This window comes from Mycobacterium sp. 050272, from assembly GCF_039023525.1.
Lineage (GTDB): Bacteria > Actinomycetota > Actinomycetes > Mycobacteriales > Mycobacteriaceae > Mycobacterium.
In genome coordinates this window covers 348935-364489 of the sequence record NZ_JBCHKV010000002.1, presented here as the reverse complement: position 1 = coordinate 364489, position 15555 = coordinate 348935, and the positions used below count along the sequence as shown (strand labels likewise).

General features: G+C 66.9%; 18 protein-coding genes. 8 read left to right on the top strand and 10 right to left on the bottom strand.

The features are described from left to right. Positions 1-32: 32 nt before the first annotated feature. Positions 33-233, top strand: coding sequence for a hypothetical protein (locus tag AAHS21_RS06480; protein ID WP_342926864.1), 201 nt, complete (start codon positions 33-35; stop codon positions 231-233). 4 nt (positions 234-237) lie between these two features. Here AAHS21_RS06480 and AAHS21_RS06475 read toward each other — a convergent pair whose 3' ends face one another. The 7 genes from AAHS21_RS06475 to AAHS21_RS06445 all read right to left on the bottom strand — a co-directional run bounded on the left by AAHS21_RS06475 (position 238) and on the right by AAHS21_RS06445 (position 7960). Then, positions 238-1767 (bottom strand): molybdopterin-dependent oxidoreductase, encoded by a 1530-nt coding sequence (locus AAHS21_RS06475; RefSeq protein WP_342926863.1) that lies wholly within the window; start codon positions 1765-1767, stop codon positions 238-240. Positions 1768-1825: 58 nt separating this feature from the next. After that, positions 1826-2854: a dihydrodipicolinate reductase gene (locus AAHS21_RS06470; protein ID WP_342927105.1), complete on the bottom strand. Its 1029-nt coding sequence runs from the start codon at positions 2852-2854 to the stop codon at positions 1826-1828. A 143-nt stretch (positions 2855-2997) separates the two neighbouring features. Beyond that, the gene (locus AAHS21_RS06465; protein ID WP_342926862.1) at positions 2998-4047 is read right to left on the bottom strand and encodes a cation diffusion facilitator family transporter; all 1050 of its coding nucleotides are present in this window, start codon (positions 4045-4047) and stop codon (positions 2998-3000) included. Continuing rightward, entirely contained in the window at positions 4044-4442 is a 399-nt protein-coding gene (locus AAHS21_RS06460; protein ID WP_342926861.1) for a metalloregulator ArsR/SmtB family transcription factor, read from the bottom strand. The genes AAHS21_RS06465 and AAHS21_RS06460 overlap by 4 nt, the downstream gene beginning before the upstream one ends. A 63-nt stretch (positions 4443-4505) precedes the next feature. Continuing rightward, positions 4506-5351, bottom strand: coding sequence for a mycofactocin-coupled SDR family oxidoreductase (locus AAHS21_RS06455; RefSeq protein WP_342926860.1), 846 nt, complete (start codon positions 5349-5351; stop codon positions 4506-4508). An 86-nt stretch (positions 5352-5437) separates the two neighbouring features. Next, a complete protein-coding gene (locus AAHS21_RS06450) occupies positions 5438-5935 on the bottom strand; it encodes a DUF732 domain-containing protein (protein WP_342926859.1) in 498 nt (165 codons plus the stop codon). A 75-nt stretch (positions 5936-6010) separates the two neighbouring features. Then, positions 6011-7960, bottom strand: coding sequence for a heavy metal translocating P-type ATPase (locus tag AAHS21_RS06445; protein ID WP_342926858.1), 1950 nt, complete (start codon positions 7958-7960; stop codon positions 6011-6013). 98 nt (positions 7961-8058) lie between these two features. Between AAHS21_RS06445 and AAHS21_RS06440 the strand changes: the two genes are divergently transcribed. Both AAHS21_RS06440 and AAHS21_RS06435 read left to right on the top strand, forming a co-directional pair. Next, the gene (locus AAHS21_RS06440; protein ID WP_342926857.1) at positions 8059-8412 is read left to right on the top strand and encodes a metalloregulator ArsR/SmtB family transcription factor; all 354 of its coding nucleotides are present in this window, start codon (positions 8059-8061) and stop codon (positions 8410-8412) included. A 106-nt stretch (positions 8413-8518) separates the two neighbouring features. After that, the gene (locus tag AAHS21_RS06435; RefSeq protein ID WP_342926856.1) at positions 8519-8770 is read left to right on the top strand and encodes a hypothetical protein; all 252 of its coding nucleotides are present in this window, start codon (positions 8519-8521) and stop codon (positions 8768-8770) included. On the opposite strand, the gene AAHS21_RS06430 is transcribed toward AAHS21_RS06435, so the two are convergent. Then, a complete protein-coding gene (locus AAHS21_RS06430) occupies positions 8767-9522 on the bottom strand; it encodes a methyltransferase domain-containing protein (RefSeq protein ID WP_342926855.1) in 756 nt (251 codons plus the stop codon). The two genes, AAHS21_RS06435 and AAHS21_RS06430, sit on opposite strands and share 4 nt — an antisense overlap. A 119-nt stretch (positions 9523-9641) precedes the next feature. Between AAHS21_RS06430 and AAHS21_RS06425 the strand changes: the two genes are divergently transcribed. From AAHS21_RS06425 to AAHS21_RS06415, 3 genes are all read left to right on the top strand, one after another. Further along, positions 9642-10637, top strand: coding sequence for a permease (locus AAHS21_RS06425; RefSeq protein ID WP_342926854.1), 996 nt, complete (start codon positions 9642-9644; stop codon positions 10635-10637). Next, positions 10634-11335: a TIGR03943 family protein gene (locus AAHS21_RS06420; RefSeq protein WP_342926853.1), complete on the top strand. Its 702-nt coding sequence runs from the start codon at positions 10634-10636 to the stop codon at positions 11333-11335. Before AAHS21_RS06425 ends, AAHS21_RS06420 begins: the two co-directional genes overlap by 4 nt. 210 nt (positions 11336-11545) lie before the next feature. Beyond that, positions 11546-12496 (top strand): GNAT family N-acetyltransferase, encoded by a 951-nt coding sequence (locus AAHS21_RS06415; RefSeq protein ID WP_342927104.1) that lies wholly within the window; start codon positions 11546-11548, stop codon positions 12494-12496. A 1-nt stretch (position 12497) separates the two neighbouring features. Here the strand turns inward: AAHS21_RS06415 and AAHS21_RS06410 are convergent, their stop codons facing one another. Next, on the bottom strand, positions 12498-13469 hold the full coding sequence (locus AAHS21_RS06410; protein WP_342926852.1) for a linear amide C-N hydrolase: 972 nt from the start codon (positions 13467-13469) through the stop codon (positions 12498-12500). A gap of 37 nt (positions 13470-13506) precedes the next feature. Between AAHS21_RS06410 and AAHS21_RS06405 the strand changes: the two genes are divergently transcribed. Together AAHS21_RS06405 and AAHS21_RS06400 are read left to right on the top strand one after the other, a co-directional pair. Further along, positions 13507-14175, top strand: a complete 669-nt coding sequence (locus tag AAHS21_RS06405; protein WP_342926851.1) for a DUF5642 family protein — start codon at positions 13507-13509, stop codon at positions 14173-14175. 28 nt (positions 14176-14203) lie between these two features. Continuing rightward, complete coding sequence (locus AAHS21_RS06400; RefSeq protein ID WP_342926850.1) at positions 14204-14857, top strand: DUF5642 family protein; 654 nt, start codon at positions 14204-14206, stop codon at positions 14855-14857. Here the strand turns inward: AAHS21_RS06400 and AAHS21_RS06395 are convergent. Beyond that, complete coding sequence (locus AAHS21_RS06395) at positions 14854-15471, bottom strand: alpha-ketoglutarate-dependent dioxygenase AlkB (protein WP_342926849.1); 618 nt, start codon at positions 15469-15471, stop codon at positions 14854-14856. The two genes, AAHS21_RS06400 and AAHS21_RS06395, sit on opposite strands and share 4 nt — an antisense overlap. Positions 15472-15555: the final 84 nt, after the last annotated feature.

Here is a 15555-nt window from a genome sequence, read left to right as displayed (position 1 = left end):
GCCTGCGGGCTCCCGGCGCCTAGGCTTCTTGTATGAGTAGGGGCTTCGTCGTCATGTTCGCGGTCGGATTGCTCATCGCGCTGTTCGGTCTGATCTGGGCGCTGCAGGGATTCGGGGTCCTGGGCGGTAGCCCGATGAGCAACACCACAACCTGGTCGATCATCGGTCCGATCACGGTGCTGATCGGCATCGCGATTGCGGTATTCAGTTGGCGCAAACTGACGTCGAAATAGTTCGTCAGTTCTCCGCCACGGTGAAGTTCACCGTGTGCCAGCCGGTGGCGCCGTCGGGGACACTGGGAACTTGATCCGCAGTTTGGGTAGCTCCGGAGTTGTCGGTGGCGCGCACTGTAATGCGATGATTTCCAACGGTTTTCGCCTCCCAGGGCAAGCTCCACAATCGCCACGTCGCATTGGAATAACTGGCGCCCAATTCGGCGGGCTGCCATCCACCATCGTCGATGCGAACCTCCACGGCCCGCACCCCCCGATTCTGTGCCCACGCCACACCCCCGAACACGACGGATCCTCTCGGCAGTTTCTGGCCGTCTGCCGGCACGTCGATGCGCGACTCGGTCTTGATCGGCGCCTGCGCCGCCCAGCCGAACCGCGTCCAGTACGCCTTTGCTTTGTCGAATCGAGTCAGCTCCAAGTCGACGACCCACTTGGTGGCGGACACATACCCGTAGAGCCCGGGCACCACGAGCCGGGCCGGATAGCCGTGCTCTACCGGCAGCGGCTGACCGTTCAGGCCCACCGCCAGCAGCGCGTCGCGGCCATCGGTGAGGGCCTGCACCGGCGTGCCCGCGGTGAATCCGTCGATCGAGGTGGAGAGCACCATGTCGGCGGTTGCGTGCACACCGGCGGCCGTCAGCAGGTCGGCCAGCCGGTAACCTGTCCACACACCCGTCGAAATCAGCTTTCCACCAACGGGATTCGACACACAGGTCAATGTCGCCACCGTCTCCACGACCTCGAAACGGGTCAGGTCGTCAAAGTTGTAGGTGGCTTCGCGGTCCACCATGCCGTGAATGCGCAGCCGCCAGTCGCGGTGGCTGAGTTGGGGAACGCTGAGCGCGGTGTCCACCCGGTAAAAGTCGCTGGCAGCGGTGACAAAGCTCGGGAGCGCGACGCCTTTCGGTTGGACGTCGGCGGGGACGGGTGGAGCCGGTACGCGGGGGGTGGGAAGCGTGACGGCGTTGCGGTCGGCGGCCACCGAATGCACCAATCGGGTGACGACCGCACCCACCACACCGCCCAACACGCCGAAACCAAACAATCCGTACACCAGCAGCGCGCGCCGGCGTGCGTCCGGCTCGTCGCCGTCGGGGTCCTTCGGCTCACACCGGCGGGTGAGAAAGCGCAGGCTCGCCACGCCGCTGAGCGCACCCGCGACGGTGGGGATCGTGTCGGGCAACGTCGCGCCCTGCCGGGACAGCACTGCGGCGCAGCCGAGGATGCCCGCCCCGGCGATGACCGCGCTGCCGACGGGACGCCGCTTGGTTTCGAAGCTGCCGGCGACCGCCGCGATCGTCGCGATCACCACGAGCACGACGACCGCCAAGAAGATCTTGTCCAGCGAGCCCAAGGTCTGAATCGCGCACTCTTTGACGGGCCCCGGGGTCAGATCGACGACCATGGAGCCGACCGCGGCGCGCGCATCCGCCCGCGCGCCGAATGGGATGCCCACCAGCGCGGCGACCCCGAGCGAGACCGCCGCGGCGGCAACCCCCGCGATCATCCGCTGATTCGACGTCGCGGCAGCCATCGGACCAACACTACTCGTGTTCAGTCAGCACGCGGCAAAAACCTTGCCGGGCAGCCGATCACGCTTTGGTCGTGTTGCCGAATCCGACGTGGCTGTGAATCAGGGGCAGTGTCGCCGCCGTGGCGAAGCTCGATGGGGCTGCGCAGATCGCGGGCACGGCGTTGAGCACTTGCATGCCGGTGGCCACGCTTGCCGAGCGGACGTGCTCTTGCATGCTCGCGGCGCGGGTGAAGCTGGCCAGGCAGAAGAAGTGGGTCCGCATCGAGGGGTCGCCCTCGATCGTCAGCGTCCACCCGTCCTGGGGTTTGGGCCAATTGTCCGGGTATTCGCCGCCGACGGTCCACAGTGTCTCGATCTCGACGAGCACCTCGCCGTTGCGCCGGCCCGACCATTTCCACCGTTGCCCCGCAGTGGTTCCCGCGCGCAGCACCTGATCGAAGATCTGATGATCCTCGCGGGCGGGAACGGCCTGTACGGTCGCGGTGACCTCGTCGATGTCGGCGTTGAGCGTGTCGGCGAGGAACCAGACCTGTTCGGTGAAGATCCCGCTGTTGAAGGCCAGAAACTCGCTGGCTTGCGGGCTGATCTCCTCGACGGGTTGGCCAAAACGCATGTTGTCGAACGTGATTGAGGTGCTTTCGTAGACCGACCAGTCGGCGCGCTCCTGCAGCGTGATCTTGTCGATGGTGCGGCACATGCCGGACAGGGTCAGCGGCAGTGCCCCGGAGAGGTTCCCGGGGTTCAGCCCGCTGCCGTGCACCGTGGTGTTGCCGGCTCGGCAAGCCTCGAGCACCCGATGGCGGTCGGCCGGTGCGATACGGCGCGGATGGAACAGGAATGCCGTTGTCGCAACGTTTTTTCCGCCGACAAGTAACGCGCAGACCTCGTCGAGGTTGGTGTTGCGCGGCGTGTAGAGCACGCAGTCCGCGTCGAGCTCCATGATCTTGTCGACGTCGGTGGTCGCGGCGACACCGATCGGGTCGCGACCCACCAGGGTGCCGACGTCGACTCCGTCCTTTGCGTCGGAATACACCCGGGCGCCGACGATCTCGAGATCGGGTCGATGGTCGATGATGGTCGTGACCATCTCGGCGCCCACCGTTCCGATGCCCCAGGGGACGACGCGCAGTGGCGGACGCGGCTGGCGATCACTAGCTGGCATCATTGCCGTCTTTCTGTAGCCGAAGGTGTGGTCGCCATAGACGATAGAGTGCCGCGCAGCTTCAGTGGTCAGTGGTGATGAGCGTTCGACGCGATGCTCTCGCGATGTTCCTGGGCCGCGTTGGTGCCGCCGGCCGGATAGGCATGAATCATCGCGGTGGTCAGCTTGGGCACGGCGTGCATCAGATCGTGCTCGGATTCGTGCGCGATTCGGTGCGCGGCAGCCAAACTCAACGCAGGGTCGATATCGAGTTCGGCATCGGCGTGGAGCCGGTGCCCGATCCAGCGCATCCGCACACTACGCACCGCACGCACGCCGGGTCGGGCGGCCAGCGCGGCTTCAGCAGTGTCGATGAGCTCCGGATCGACGCCGTCCATCAAGCGGCGGAACACATCTCGCACCGCGGTGCGCAGCACCGCCAAGATGGCCAACGTGATCACCAAGCCGACGATCGGATCGGCAAGCGGGAAGCCCAACGCCACGCCGCCGGCACCGGCCAGCACCGCCAGCGAGGTGAAGCCATCGGTGCGCGCGTGCAGGCCGTCGGCGACAAGCGCGGCCGAGCCGATGCGGCGACCGACCCGAATGCGGTAGAGCGCCACCCATTCGTTTCCGATGAACCCGAGTAGTCCTGCCACCGCGACCCAGCCGACGTGCTCGATGGGCCGCGGATTGATCAGCCGCTCAACGGCCTCGTACCCGGCGATGATCGCCGACAGTGTGATCATCGCGACCACGAACAGCCCGGCAAGGTCTTCGGCCCGGCCGAAGCCGTAGGTGTAGCGGCGCGTTGCGGCCTTGGTGCTCAACGCAAATGCGATCCACAGCGGCACCGCGGTCAGAGCGTCGGAGAAATTGTGGATGGTGTCTGCGGCCAGCGCGATGGAGCCGGAGAGGACCACGACGACGATCTGCGCAATGGCCGTCGCGCCCAGGACCAGCAGGCTGATCTTGACCGCGCGGATGCCGTCGGCACTGGACTCCAGCTCGCTGTCAACGCTGTCGGCGGCATCGTGGGAATGCGGTGCGAAGATCTCCTTGACCGCGCCCCACAATCCCTTCGGGTGGCGGTGCGCGTGATCGTGTCCGTGCGAGTGGTCGTGCCCGTGATCGCTCATCGTGCGCGGGCCTTGCCTAGTCGGCGATCGCTCGTGATGCCCCGTACATCGGGGTCGCCGCGATGGTGGGATGGCACGCCGGGACCGGCATGTTCGGCGTTGCACACCGCGTCGATGACCAACTGGCGGACGTGCTCGTTTTCCAGGCTGTAGTAGATCGTGGTGCCGGCCCGGCGAGTGCGGACCAGCCGGGCCATTCGCAGCTTGGCCAAATGCTGGGACACCGACGGCGCGGGCTTGTCCACCTTTTCGGCAAGGTCGTTGACCGACGACTCACCCTCGGTCAGCGCCCACAGCACCCGAATGCGGGTGTGGTCGGCCAACATCCGGAAGACCTCGACGATCAGGCTGACCTGATCCTCGGCGAGCGGCGGTGCAGCATTATCTGCATGCATACGTAGATAGTAGCTAATGCGGGCGCGCACCGCTTGCCTGAAGTCGGGCGGGGTCCGCCCAGGCTAGAACTTCGCCACAGCCCCCGCATCGATCGGCAGCGCGGCGCCGGTGATGTACTGCGACTCGTCGGAGGCCAGAAACAGCACGGCGTTACTGACCGCGCTCGCATCGATGACCGGCACCGGCAGCATATGGAAGTGACCGAGCACGGCAGCCGTGTCGTCCATCGTGGGGTTGGGGAGGTCGGGCCGCAGCATGCGGTGGAACGGCTCGTTGTCGATCATCGGCGTCCGGATGTTGCCGGGATGAATCGAATTCACTCGAATCAACTGCGGCGCAAGCTCATTCGCGAGGGAGTTCATCAAGCCAACCACGCCGTGCTTCGCCGAGGCGTAGTGCGCCATGTAACCGCCGCCGCGCAGCCCCAACATGGAGCTCACCAGGATGATGGACCCGCCGCGACCGTCGGACATATGCGGCACCGCCACCTTGACGGTGTGCCAGACCCCGGTGAGATTGATGTCGAGCATTGTCTGCCAGGCGGCTTCCTCGATCATCGCGGCGGGTGCGGGACTGCCGCTGATGCCGGCGTTGGCGATCACCACGTCGGGGCGACCCAACTCGTCGACCCCGCGCTGCAACGCTTCACCCAGGCTCGCAACGTTTCTGACATCGGCCGTCGCGGCCACGATGCGCCGGTCCAACTTTTCGACCAGCGCCACGGTTTCCTCGAGATCGTCCTGAGTGGCCCCCGGGTACATCACGCCCTCGACGTCACCACACAGATCCACGGCGATGATGTCGGCGCCCTCCTCGGCGAGGCGGACGGCATGTTCTCGGCCTTGGCCGCGCGCAGCGCCCGTGATGAACGCGACTTTGCCGGCCACTCTGCCCACGGAGCTCGTCATGGGGACCCTTCCTACCGATCGATAACCTTGACCGAGACGATAGCCCTGCTCGGGGAGCCTTCGTGGCCAGCTAGGTCACTGCGGGGTCAGCGGCCGGGAAACTGAAACGGGGTGGGCGCGGGGTTGGCGCCCATCAGCGGGAACGGCATCTTGCCGTTGGCAACCGAGGTCAGCACGCCCGGGCATTCCATCTGGATCGCCATGCCGGTGACCAGCCCGGCCATGGTCGCCGAAAGCCCAGTCTTCCCGGACAGTTGCGATGCGATGGACGCGACCGTCGCACCCGGCTTTACCAAGGATGGGCAAATTGACTGGCCGAGTCCGGCAATGGTGTTGCTCAGCGAGCCATTGTTGCCGATACCCGCGCCGTTGAGTGCGGTGGTGATGGTGTCGTCGGACGTGTCAGCCTGGGCGAGCGCGGGCAGCGTCGCTGCGGCTGCGAGGACGCCGGCCACAACCGCCAACGGGCGAACCGCCCCGGAAGCCGCATTGATGAAACCTGCCCAAGCAGTCGGTTCGCGGTCCGCACCGCAGCGACGAACCGTCTGGGTAGTCCATGGGCGGAACATCATCAGTGCGGTCATATCGCTCCTAGGAGTCGGGGAAGTGCACAGCCATGCACTGCCCCTTTCTTCGGTAACGATCGTCAATCCGTTACATCACGATCCGGGTGCATCGGCAGCCGTCGGCCAGGCCCGCCCGCTCAGGAGTCGCAATCCGTTGAGCGCGACGATGATGGTCGAACCCTCGTGGCCCGCCACGCCGAGGGGGAGCGGCAGGTGGCCGAACAGGTCCCAGACGACGAGTCCGGTGATGAAGGCCGCCGCGATGGCCAAATTGGCGATCACAACCCGGCGAGCCCGACGGGCCAGCGCAACCACGGCCGGGATCGTCGCGAGTTCGTCCCGGACGGTGACGGCGTCGGCGGTTTCCAAGGTGAGGTCGGCGCCGTTGCGGCCCATGGCAATCGAGGCGTGCGCGGCGGCCATGGCGGGCGCGTCATTGATGCCGTCGCCGACCAGCAACACCCGGTGGCCGTCGGCCTGCAGTTGGCGCACGGCGGCGACCTTGTCGTCGGGCAGCAGGTCGGCTCGGACATCGGTGATCCCGACCCGTGCGGCCAGCTGCTCGGCGGCAGGGCGAGTATCACCGGTCAGCAGGACCGGCGGTCCCGCAGTGATCGCGGCGATAGCACGGACCACGCGCTCGCTTCCCTCGCGCACGGTGTCGTCGAGTCCGAGAACGCCCACCGGCGCACCATCGACGACGACGAGAACGGCCGTGGTGCCTTGGCGTTCGAGGTCGCTCGCCGCGGCCGGGTTGCCGTGAAATGCGCGCGGGCTCAGCACTTCGATGCTGCGGCCGGTGACACGCGCACGCACGCCCCGACCGGGCAGGGCTTCAAAATCGGTGGCCTCGGCAACGGCCAGCTTGCGCGCGCGGGCGGCGGCGACGATCGCGCGCCCGAGCGGATGTTCGCTGAATTGCTCTGCGCTGGCAGCTATTCGCAACACATCGTCATCGCGGTAGCCGTCGTCAATCACGGCGATGCCGCTGAGTCGCGGTGTGCCCGTCGTGAGCGTGCCGGTCTTGTCGATCGTCACCTGGGTGGTGTCGGCCAGGTGCTCCATCGCAACCGCCGACTTGACCAGCACACCGCGGCGCCCGGCGTTGGCGATCGCCGAGAGCAGCGGCGGCATGGTCGCCAACACGACCGCACACGGCGATGCCACGATCATGAACGTCATCGCGCGAAGCAGCGTGGACCGTAAGTCGGCGCCGAGGATCAGGGGCGCCGCGAACAGGGCGAGCGTCGTCACGACGACGCCCACGGAATAACGTTGCTCGACCTTCTCAATGAACAGTTGCGTGTTGGCCTTGGTGGCCGATGCCGCCGCGACCAGGGCAACGATGCGGGCGACGACCGTGTCGGAGGGGTCTTTGGTAACGCGAACACGAAGTGCCCCAGCACCATTGAGGGTTCCGGCAAAGACTTCGTCGTGGGCGGCCTTTACGACCGGCATCGGCTCCCCGGTCACTGACGACTGATCGACATCGGAGGCGCCGTCGACAACGACACCGTCGGCGCCGACGCGCTCACCTGGGCGCACGATGACGAGGTCGCCGACGCGCAGCTCGGTGGCGTGGACCGATTCTTCGATCCCGTTGGCGGCCAGGCGGATGGCGCGATCGGGTGCCAGGTCGAGCAAGCCCTTGACTGAATCCTCGGTGCGTTTGGTCGCCGCGTCCTCCAACGCGCCCGACGTGGCGAAAATGACGATCAACAACGCACCGTCGAAGACCTGGCCGATGCTCGCGGCGCCGATCGCGGCGAGGACCATCAGCAGATCGACGTCGAGTGTGCGAGAACGCAACGCCTGCAAGCCCTCCCAGGCCGGTTCCCAGCCGCCGGTCAGGTAGCAGGCCAGGTACAGGACCCACCAAGCCCACGCAGGAGCGCCCAGCAACTGCGTCGCGAGCCCGGCCATGAACAGGGCCAGGGCTACCGTCGCCCACCGAATCGACCCGACCGACCACAGACCCGAGACGGGTGAGCGCCCGGCGTCCGACAAGGGCGTGCGCGTCGGCTGCGCGGTGGTGCACGTCATCGAAGCGGCCTCTTTCCCGGGGCAATCCACTATGCATGTATACATGTAAAGCTCTACATATGTCATATCAGTTTGTGGACGCGTGCTTCAATTGACAGATGGGGCACGGAGTCGACGGCAGGGTGACGCCACCAGCCACGCTCGACTCGGTCTCGGCCATCAAGATCGCCGAGACACTGCAAGCGCTGGCCTCACCCAACCGGCTGATGATCCTGACCCGGCTACGGCAATCGCCGTGCTCGGTCGGCGAACTGTCCACGGCGGTCGGCATGGAACAGCCGGCGGTGTCTCACCAATTGCGGCTGCTGCGCGCCTTGGGGCTGGTTGCCGGCGACCGCAACGGCCGCAACATCGTCTACCGCCTCTACGACAACCATGTCGCTCAATTGCTCGACGAGGCCGTGTACCACATCGAGCATCTGCGCTTGGGCGCCACCGATACGACGGCGTAGCCCGTCGGGGCCGCGATCGGCACGATCGGAAAAATTTAGCTGAACATTCGATAAGAGCGCGTTTCGGCCTCGGATTAGAGACGGCCTCGGCTCTAATGTGATGGGGATGAGCACGAAGTACTACTTGCAGAAGGTCCCGGTCGAATCCGTTCAGCCGGGCTTCTCACTGGCCGTCGGCCACGACGGCGATTACCGGCTGTTCCAGGTCGACTGCACGCAGATGTCGCAGCGGGCCGGCTTGCCGGTCATGTTCAGGCTGACCTCTGAGCCCGTCAACGGTGGCGATCCCTGGGTCCTCGAGTGCGAAGAGGGCACGCCGGTGGTCCGGATTCTCGGTGTCGGCAAGGCGGCTTCCTAGGCCTCCTGGGCGGTTGCCGGCTTAGCCGCGACGACGAACTGCACCGCGCGCTGCGTCTGCTGTTCGATGTCGACGAGCCCGGCCGACGAGAACAGGTCGACGAAGTCGCGCCGGCCGAACACCGTGAGCCCGATGCTGCGCGCGACGGCGCTCATCAGTTGATGCACCGCGGCCGAGTCCGGCGCATAGCTGGTCAAGATCGCTACCCGGCCACCGGGTTTGAGCACCCGCACCATCTCGGCGGCCACCCGGAACGGTTCGGGCATCAGGTACAGCGCACCGAAACAGCAAACAGCGTCGAAGGTTTCGTCGCCGAACGGCAGCATGCGGGCATCGCCGCGGACATAGCAGGTGTGCGGCCCGCTGTTGTCGGTGACGGCCCGCCTCAGCATCGACTCGGAGATATCGAATCCGACCGCCAGACCGCCGTCGGGCAGTTCGGCAGCCAGGGGAGCGGTGAAATTGCCTGGGCCACAAGCGACATCGAGCAACCGGTGAGCGGTCGCCAGATGGAGAGCCGATGCCGCCCGGCGCTGTTCGGCCCGGTGGGTGAGGCCGCTGGCCGCGTAGAAGGCGGTCGGCCGCCACAGCCGTTCGTAGACGGTCGCGACGAACGGGCTATTCATGGCGCGTTGCGCGACGGTGGGCACCGGCGCACTGGTCGATTCGCCCAACACGTCGAGAAAACCGTGTCGCAGCTGGGCGGTCTGGCTCATGAGGCCGCGGGTCGTCTCGACCGGATCCTGGCTCATTGTGTTCCGACGCTAGTGGACCGCCCCGCCGCGCCGGTGGCCCGGGTGCGGGCGTAGGGCCGGTCGCAGTGATAATCATTTTCATCAATGGTTATGAGGTTTCAGGCCGGGTGCGGTAGATGAGGGCCGAGCGTCGCGCACGTTTCGGGTCCATGGAAGTCCTGGTCTTCGGTTTGGTGGGGTTCGCGATCGCTGGGACGTGGTTGCGCACCGCCGTTGTCAACAGCACCGCCTTGTCCACCGCGGGCACCGTGTTCTGCGGCGTCTTCGTCCAGGCCTTGCCGTTTCTGGGCCTGGGCGTGGTGGTCAGCGGATTGATCGCGGTGTTCGTGCCGCCCGAACGGCTGGTGCGCTGGCTGCCGCGCCGGCCCGCGGCCGCGGTCATCGCCGCCGGTGTGGCCGGGGCGGCCCTGCCCGGATGCGAGTGCGGCTCGGTGCCGGTAGCTCGCCGGCTCTTCGGCGACGGCGGCGCCGCTGGAGCGGCCGCGTTGACGTTCATGCTCGCCGCACCCGCGATCAACCCCGTCGTGGTGGTCGCGACGGCCGTCGCGTTCCCGGGTCAGCCGAAGATGGTCGTCGCGCGGGTCGCCGCGTCGCTGCTGACCGCGGTGGTGATGGGCTGGGCCTGGTCGCGGTGGGGCCGCGCCGAATGGATCACCCGCCGGCTTGCGCCGCACCACTCGCACCGCCCCGGGGCGCGGTCGAAGTGGCTGGTGTTCTGCGAAGTGGCCCGGCACGACTTTCTGCAGGCGGCGGCCTATCTGGTGGTGGGAGCCGCCGCCGCGGCGGCCCTGCACGTGTTGGTGCCGCCGTGGATCTTCGAAAACGTCGGCGCGCATTTGGTTCTCGGCGTCGTCGTGATGGCGGCGCTGGCCGTCACGCTGGCGGTGTGCTCGGAGGCCGACGCGTTCGTGGCATCCAGCCTGACGATGCTGCCGCTGATTCCGCGGCTGGTGTTCCTGGTGGTCGGGCCGGCCGTCGACGTCAAGCTGCTGGCGATGCAGGCCGGCATGTTCGGCCGGGCGTTCGCCACCCGGTTCGGACCCGCGACCTTCGTCGTCGCCACCGCAGTGGCCACCGCAGTCGGCGTGCTGCTGCTCGGCGGTTCTCGATGAAGCGCGAAACCGAGAACACGATCCTGCTGCTGGTCGGGCTGAGCATCGCGCTGATCGTGGCCACCGGCGTGTTCACCCGCTACGTCAAGCCGTCGCTGCTGCCGTGGCTGGTGCTCACCGCCGCGTTGTTGATCGCGCTCGCGCTGGTGTCCATCGTCGGCGACGTGCGCAGCGGCGGCCGCGATCACGACGACGGGCATGCCCATCGCGGCGGCGTGGTGTGGCTGCTCGCCGTGCCCATCGTAGTGCTGTGCTTTGTGACGCCCCCGGCCCTGCGGCCCCAGGCCGCCACGGTGACGAACGTCTCCAATGACGTTCTGCGCGTGGCATTTCCGCCGTTACCGCAGGGGCGCGCGCCCGAGATCTCGCTGGCCGAGGCGGTGGTGCGCTCGGCCAACGACAGCACCGGCTCGCTGAACAACCGGCTGATCACGGTGACCGGTTTCGCCCTCAACGAACCCGGTGGCATCGACCTGGCCCGCATCGTCATCATCTGTTGCGCTGCCGACGCCCAACTGGCCCGCATCCATCTGCGCGACCACGACGGCGGCAGCACGTTGCACTTCGCCGACAACACCTGGCTGAAGGTGGAGGGCGTGATCACCCCCGCGCAGCGCCAGCCCCATACCCCGCCGATCCCGACGCTGCGGGCCGTCTCGGTCACGCCCGTGCCCGCTCCGGCAAACCCCTACGCGTAGCCAAACCCAAAGATCGCCCACCTGGATCCTGGCTGGCTGCATGACTTGTGATTCTCACCGCAATGGCGCCGAAGTTCCACGGAACTGCTGACGTCGGTTCGCCTGGTTGTTGCTGCATCGCCCGCCGACGCCATAGCCTGAGCGAATCGGACCGCAAGATGGGCCGCCGTGGCCGAGCTGATCGGCGCGCGGGCGGAAGAACTCGCCGCGATGGACATCTTCGAGGGATGCGCCATCGAAGACTTGGAGCCATTGGCGGCCAGCCTGCAGCCGCTGTGCGCCGCGGGTGGACAGACTTTAATGCAGCAGGGCGAGCAGGCCGTGTCGTTTCTGCTGATCTCCTCGGGTGCCGCCGAGATCCGACACGTCGGCGTGGACGGTGCCGTGGCGATCGGCGAGACGGCCGCCGGCGCGATCATCGGCGAGATCGCGCTGCTGCGCGACAGCCCCCGCATCGCGACCGTCACCGCGCTCGAGCCGCTGACCGGCTGGATCGGTGACAACGATGCGTTCACCCGGCTGGTGCACATCCCGGGCATCATGCCCCGGCTGCTGCGGATGGTGCGCCAGCGGCTGGCCGCCTTCGTCACGCCCATCCCGATCCGGATGCGCGACGGCAGTCACCTGCTGCTGCGCCCGGTGCTGCCCGGTGACGACGTGCGCACCGTGCACGGCCATATCCAGTTCTCCAGCGAAACGCTGTATCGGCGGTTCATGACGGCCCGGGTGCCCTCGCCGGCGTTGATGCACTACCTGTCCGAGGTCGACTACGTCGACCATTTCGTGTGGGTGGTGACCGATGGCGACGACCCGGTGGCCGATGCGCGCTTCGTCCGCGACGAAAAGGATCCGACGGTCGCCGAGATCGCGTTCACCGTCGCCGACGCCTACCAGGGCCGGGGGATCGGGAGCTTCCTGATCGGTGCACTGTCGATCGCCGCCAAGGTTGACGGTGTCGAAAGGTTCTCCGCGCGAATGCTTTCCGATAATCTGCCGATGCGAGCGATCATGGACCGGCACGGCGCGATCTGGCAGCGTGAAGACGTCGGGGTCATCACCACTGTCATCGACGTGCCGCGGCGGCGCGACTTGGGCATCAAGCGTGGCCTGGCCGACGAAATCAAACGGGTCGCCCGGCAGGTGATCGAGGCGCTCGGCTGAATCAGAACACCGGCTGGTGGACAGTCAACTTCGCCGTGATGTCACCGACCAGGTCGTCGTCATACGGGTTGATCGCGACCGGATCGGATCCCTCGGTGAAGTCGAGGCCGTCCAGCTCGATCCAGACCGTGTTCGGGCTGGTCGTCAGCTCGAAGAAGTAAGTCCGGTTTGTCAGGTCGGTGACCGTGCGGAATTCGGTGTTGTAGATCCCGAAATCCTCGTAGGGTGCGCCGAACGGCACCGAGACGTTGCGCATGATCGCCATCACGCCGGCCACTGCCTGCCGGGTGTCGCGCGGCTCGGGCAGCAGTGCCAAAAAGTACGCCGCACGCTGGAACCGATCGACCGCGTTGACGTTACCGGGCAGCGGCATCTCGCAGCTGGGCTTGGAAAAGTCTTGCTTGGCAAGCAGTTCCAGCTGTTCGTCATAAGTTGGGTCGTTGGTCATCAGGGTGTACTCGCAACCGTGATGCACGACCATGCGGCCGTGGTCGAACTCGACGATGGCCGAATCGCCGGACACATCCTCGATCGCGAGGTGGATGGTGGCGTCGTACCCGCGCGCGTTGATCATCACCAGCTGAATGTTGTTCATCAACGCCAGCGCCTCGGAAACGGTGGCGGCCTGGTCGAGCAGATACTGGTTCCACAGTCCGACGTGCAATCCCGGCTTGGACGGGTCGCGCGGCCCCAGATCCGTGGATTCCAGATACAGCCCGTGCACGGCCAGGCCGCGTTCGTTGACGCCGTCGAAACTGCCGACGCCGTAGACGGTGGTGACCAGGCTCCCGTAACGGCTGGTCCACTTCAGCGGATTCTGTTCGACAACGGTGTTTCCGGCCACCACACCGCCGTCACGATCGCGTCCGCGCGGAAATGCCACGATCATCGGCTCAGTGGATTCCGGCCAGTCCATGCTGCGGCCGGTCAGAACGGACAGCTTGTTGGTGTTCCAGAGGACGCGTGTGCACACCCGCGTCAAGCTACTCGTCTCGTGATATCAACTTCGCATGCGGCCGTTCTGGTTTGGTGCGGTGCTCACGGCATTGGTGTCCGCATGCGGCCACGCACCGGCACACCGGCCTTCGGCAACGCCCTCGCCGTCGGCGCACTCCACCACCGTCAACCCAGCCAACATCAAGCGGGTCGTTCGCGACCTGCCGCCCAATTACGAGGCAACGTCCGGCATTCCGGGCGCGGCCTCGCCGCGGGCGATCTGGGGTCTTGGCCCCGACGCGACGTCGCAGCCCGCGTCATGCGCCGCACTCGCCGAGCCCGGCAAGGGACGCGACCAATCCGCGCAGGGCCTGTCCGCCTCGGGTCCGGGTGGCATCATCAACGTGGCGGTGGTGGCTTTGCCAGACATTGACCTGGACCGCGGCGTCGTCGACACCTGCGGCGAGTGGACCATGACCGCCGAGCACACTACGGCCAGCGTCCGGCTCACCGACTCGCCGCGCATCGACGATGCGCAAACCGTCGGCATGACCGTCGACATCAGATCCACTGTCGAGTCGGGAACCGAAATCGATTCGCGGGCATACACGTTCATCGCCTACCTGGGCGGCTACTACGCCTTCACCACGGTGACCACCGATCCGGGCTCGGCGCTGCCGGCGTTGCCGGCGCAAGCCGCCGCCGATCTGCTCGTCAAAACGGTGTCCACGTTGCGCAGCTGAACCTCCGGCTTTGGGTAGATTAGCCACGGTGTCCAAGCTGGTAGGCGTGATCGCAGCCGGGTTCGTGCTTGCCGGTTGCTCATCGAATGCGACCTCGACCAACGCCGACATCGCCAAGGTCGTGGGCGTGAAGTCGAGCTTCGGGCCCGAGTTCAAGGTCAGCGACATCTCGGAACGGGCGATCGATCCCAAGCTGCTGTCGGCCCGCAAGCTGCCCGAGGGGCTGAAATTCGACCCCGCCAACTGCGCGAAGCTGGCGGCCGGACCCGACATGCCGCCGGACGTGCAGGGCAACATGGCCGCGGTGTCCGCCGAGGGTGGCGGTAACCGGTACGTCGTCATCGCGGTGGAAACCTCCAAACCGCTGCCCCTCAACGACCCGGGCAAGGACTGCACCAAGGTCGCGTTCTCCGGCACCGGGGTGCGCGGCGGCCTCGAGGTCATCGACGCGCCCAACATCGACGGGACGCACACGTTCGGCGTGCACCGCGTCCTGCAGGCGCTGGTCGCCGGCGGTCCCCGCACCGGCGAGCTCTACGACTACTCCGCGCAATTCGGCGACTACCAGGTGATCGTGATCGCCAACCCGCTCGTCGTGCCCGACCAGCCCGTCGCCAAGGTCGACACGCAGCGCGCCCGTGACCTGCTCGTCAAGGCGGTCGCCGCGATCCGCACGTCCTAGCGCACGTCGCGCGGCCGGAATTGGATGCTGACGCGCGGGCCCTTGCGCAGCGCGGTCTTCGGAACGGCGTGCTCCCAGGTGCGCTGGCAGGATCCGCCCATCACCAGCAGATCGCCGTGCGCCTGGGGCAGCCGTAGCGACGGCCCGCCCCCGCGCGGACGCATCGCGAACGTCCGCGTGGCGCCGAGACTGATGATCGCGACCATGGTGTCCTCGCTGCTGCTGCGGCCGATCGTGTCGCCGTGCCAGGCGACGCTGTCGGCGCCGTCGCGGTAGTAGCACAGTCCGATCGTGGTGAAGGGCTCGCCGAGCTCACCCGCGTAGATGTCGTTGAGCCGGCGGCGCAACCGCCCGAGCAGCGGGTGAGGCGGATCCTCGACGGTCAGGTCGTGAAAGCTCACCAGCCGCGGCACGTCGACCACCCGGTCGTACATCTGGCGGCGTTCGGCCCGCCACGCGACGGTGTTCAGCAGCGCGTCGAGCAGGTCTTGAGAACCGGACGGATCGTCGCTGAGCCAGCCGGCGCGGATCTCGATGAAGGCACCGTCGCCGAGATGTCGTCGTTGGGTGTGCTCGAACAGCGAGCCCTGTACCCCTGATATCTGGGTCCCCACACCGCACAGCGTATCGCACATCCGTTCGATCGATCGAGACTCGCCGGGCCACCAGCGCGCCCCGGGTGTGGCGCGACGGTGCCG

Bases quoted from the DNA above. Each gene is read 5' to 3' on its own strand.
- AAHS21_RS06455 (WP_342926860.1), bottom strand. From the start codon at position 5,351: ATGACGAGCTCCGTGGGCAGAGTGGCCGGCAAAGTCGCGTTCATCACG.
- AAHS21_RS06435 (WP_342926856.1), top strand. From the start codon at position 8,519: ATGAGCACGAAGTACTACTTGCAGAAGGTCCCGGTCGAATCCGTTCAG.
- AAHS21_RS06430 (WP_342926855.1), bottom strand. From the start codon at position 9,522: ATGAGCCAGGATCCGGTCGAGACGACCCGCGGCCTCATGAGCCAGACC.
- AAHS21_RS06440 (WP_342926857.1), top strand. From the start codon at position 8,059: ATGGGGCACGGAGTCGACGGCAGGGTGACGCCACCAGCCACGCTCGAC.
- AAHS21_RS06450 (WP_342926859.1), bottom strand. From the start codon at position 5,935: ATGACCGCACTGATGATGTTCCGCCCATGGACTACCCAGACGGTTCGT.
- AAHS21_RS06405 (WP_342926851.1), top strand. From the start codon at position 13,507: ATGCGGCCGTTCTGGTTTGGTGCGGTGCTCACGGCATTGGTGTCCGCA.
- AAHS21_RS06470 (WP_342927105.1), bottom strand. From the start codon at position 2,854: ATGGTCACGACCATCATCGACCATCGACCCGATCTCGAGATCGTCGGC.
- AAHS21_RS06460 (WP_342926861.1), bottom strand. From the start codon at position 4,442: ATGCATGCAGATAATGCTGCACCGCCGCTCGCCGAGGATCAGGTCAGC.
- AAHS21_RS06425 (WP_342926854.1), top strand. From the start codon at position 9,642: ATGAGGGCCGAGCGTCGCGCACGTTTCGGGTCCATGGAAGTCCTGGTC.
- AAHS21_RS06420 (WP_342926853.1), top strand. From the start codon at position 10,634: ATGAAGCGCGAAACCGAGAACACGATCCTGCTGCTGGTCGGGCTGAGC.
- AAHS21_RS06480 (WP_342926864.1), top strand. From the start codon at position 33: ATGAGTAGGGGCTTCGTCGTCATGTTCGCGGTCGGATTGCTCATCGCG.
- AAHS21_RS06465 (WP_342926862.1), bottom strand. From the start codon at position 4,047: ATGAGCGATCACGGGCACGACCACTCGCACGGACACGATCACGCGCAC.
- AAHS21_RS06415 (WP_342927104.1), top strand. From the start codon at position 11,546: ATGGACATCTTCGAGGGATGCGCCATCGAAGACTTGGAGCCATTGGCG.
- AAHS21_RS06475 (WP_342926863.1), bottom strand. From the start codon at position 1,767: ATGGCTGCCGCGACGTCGAATCAGCGGATGATCGCGGGGGTTGCCGCC.
- AAHS21_RS06445 (WP_342926858.1), bottom strand. From the start codon at position 7,960: ATGACGTGCACCACCGCGCAGCCGACGCGCACGCCCTTGTCGGACGCC.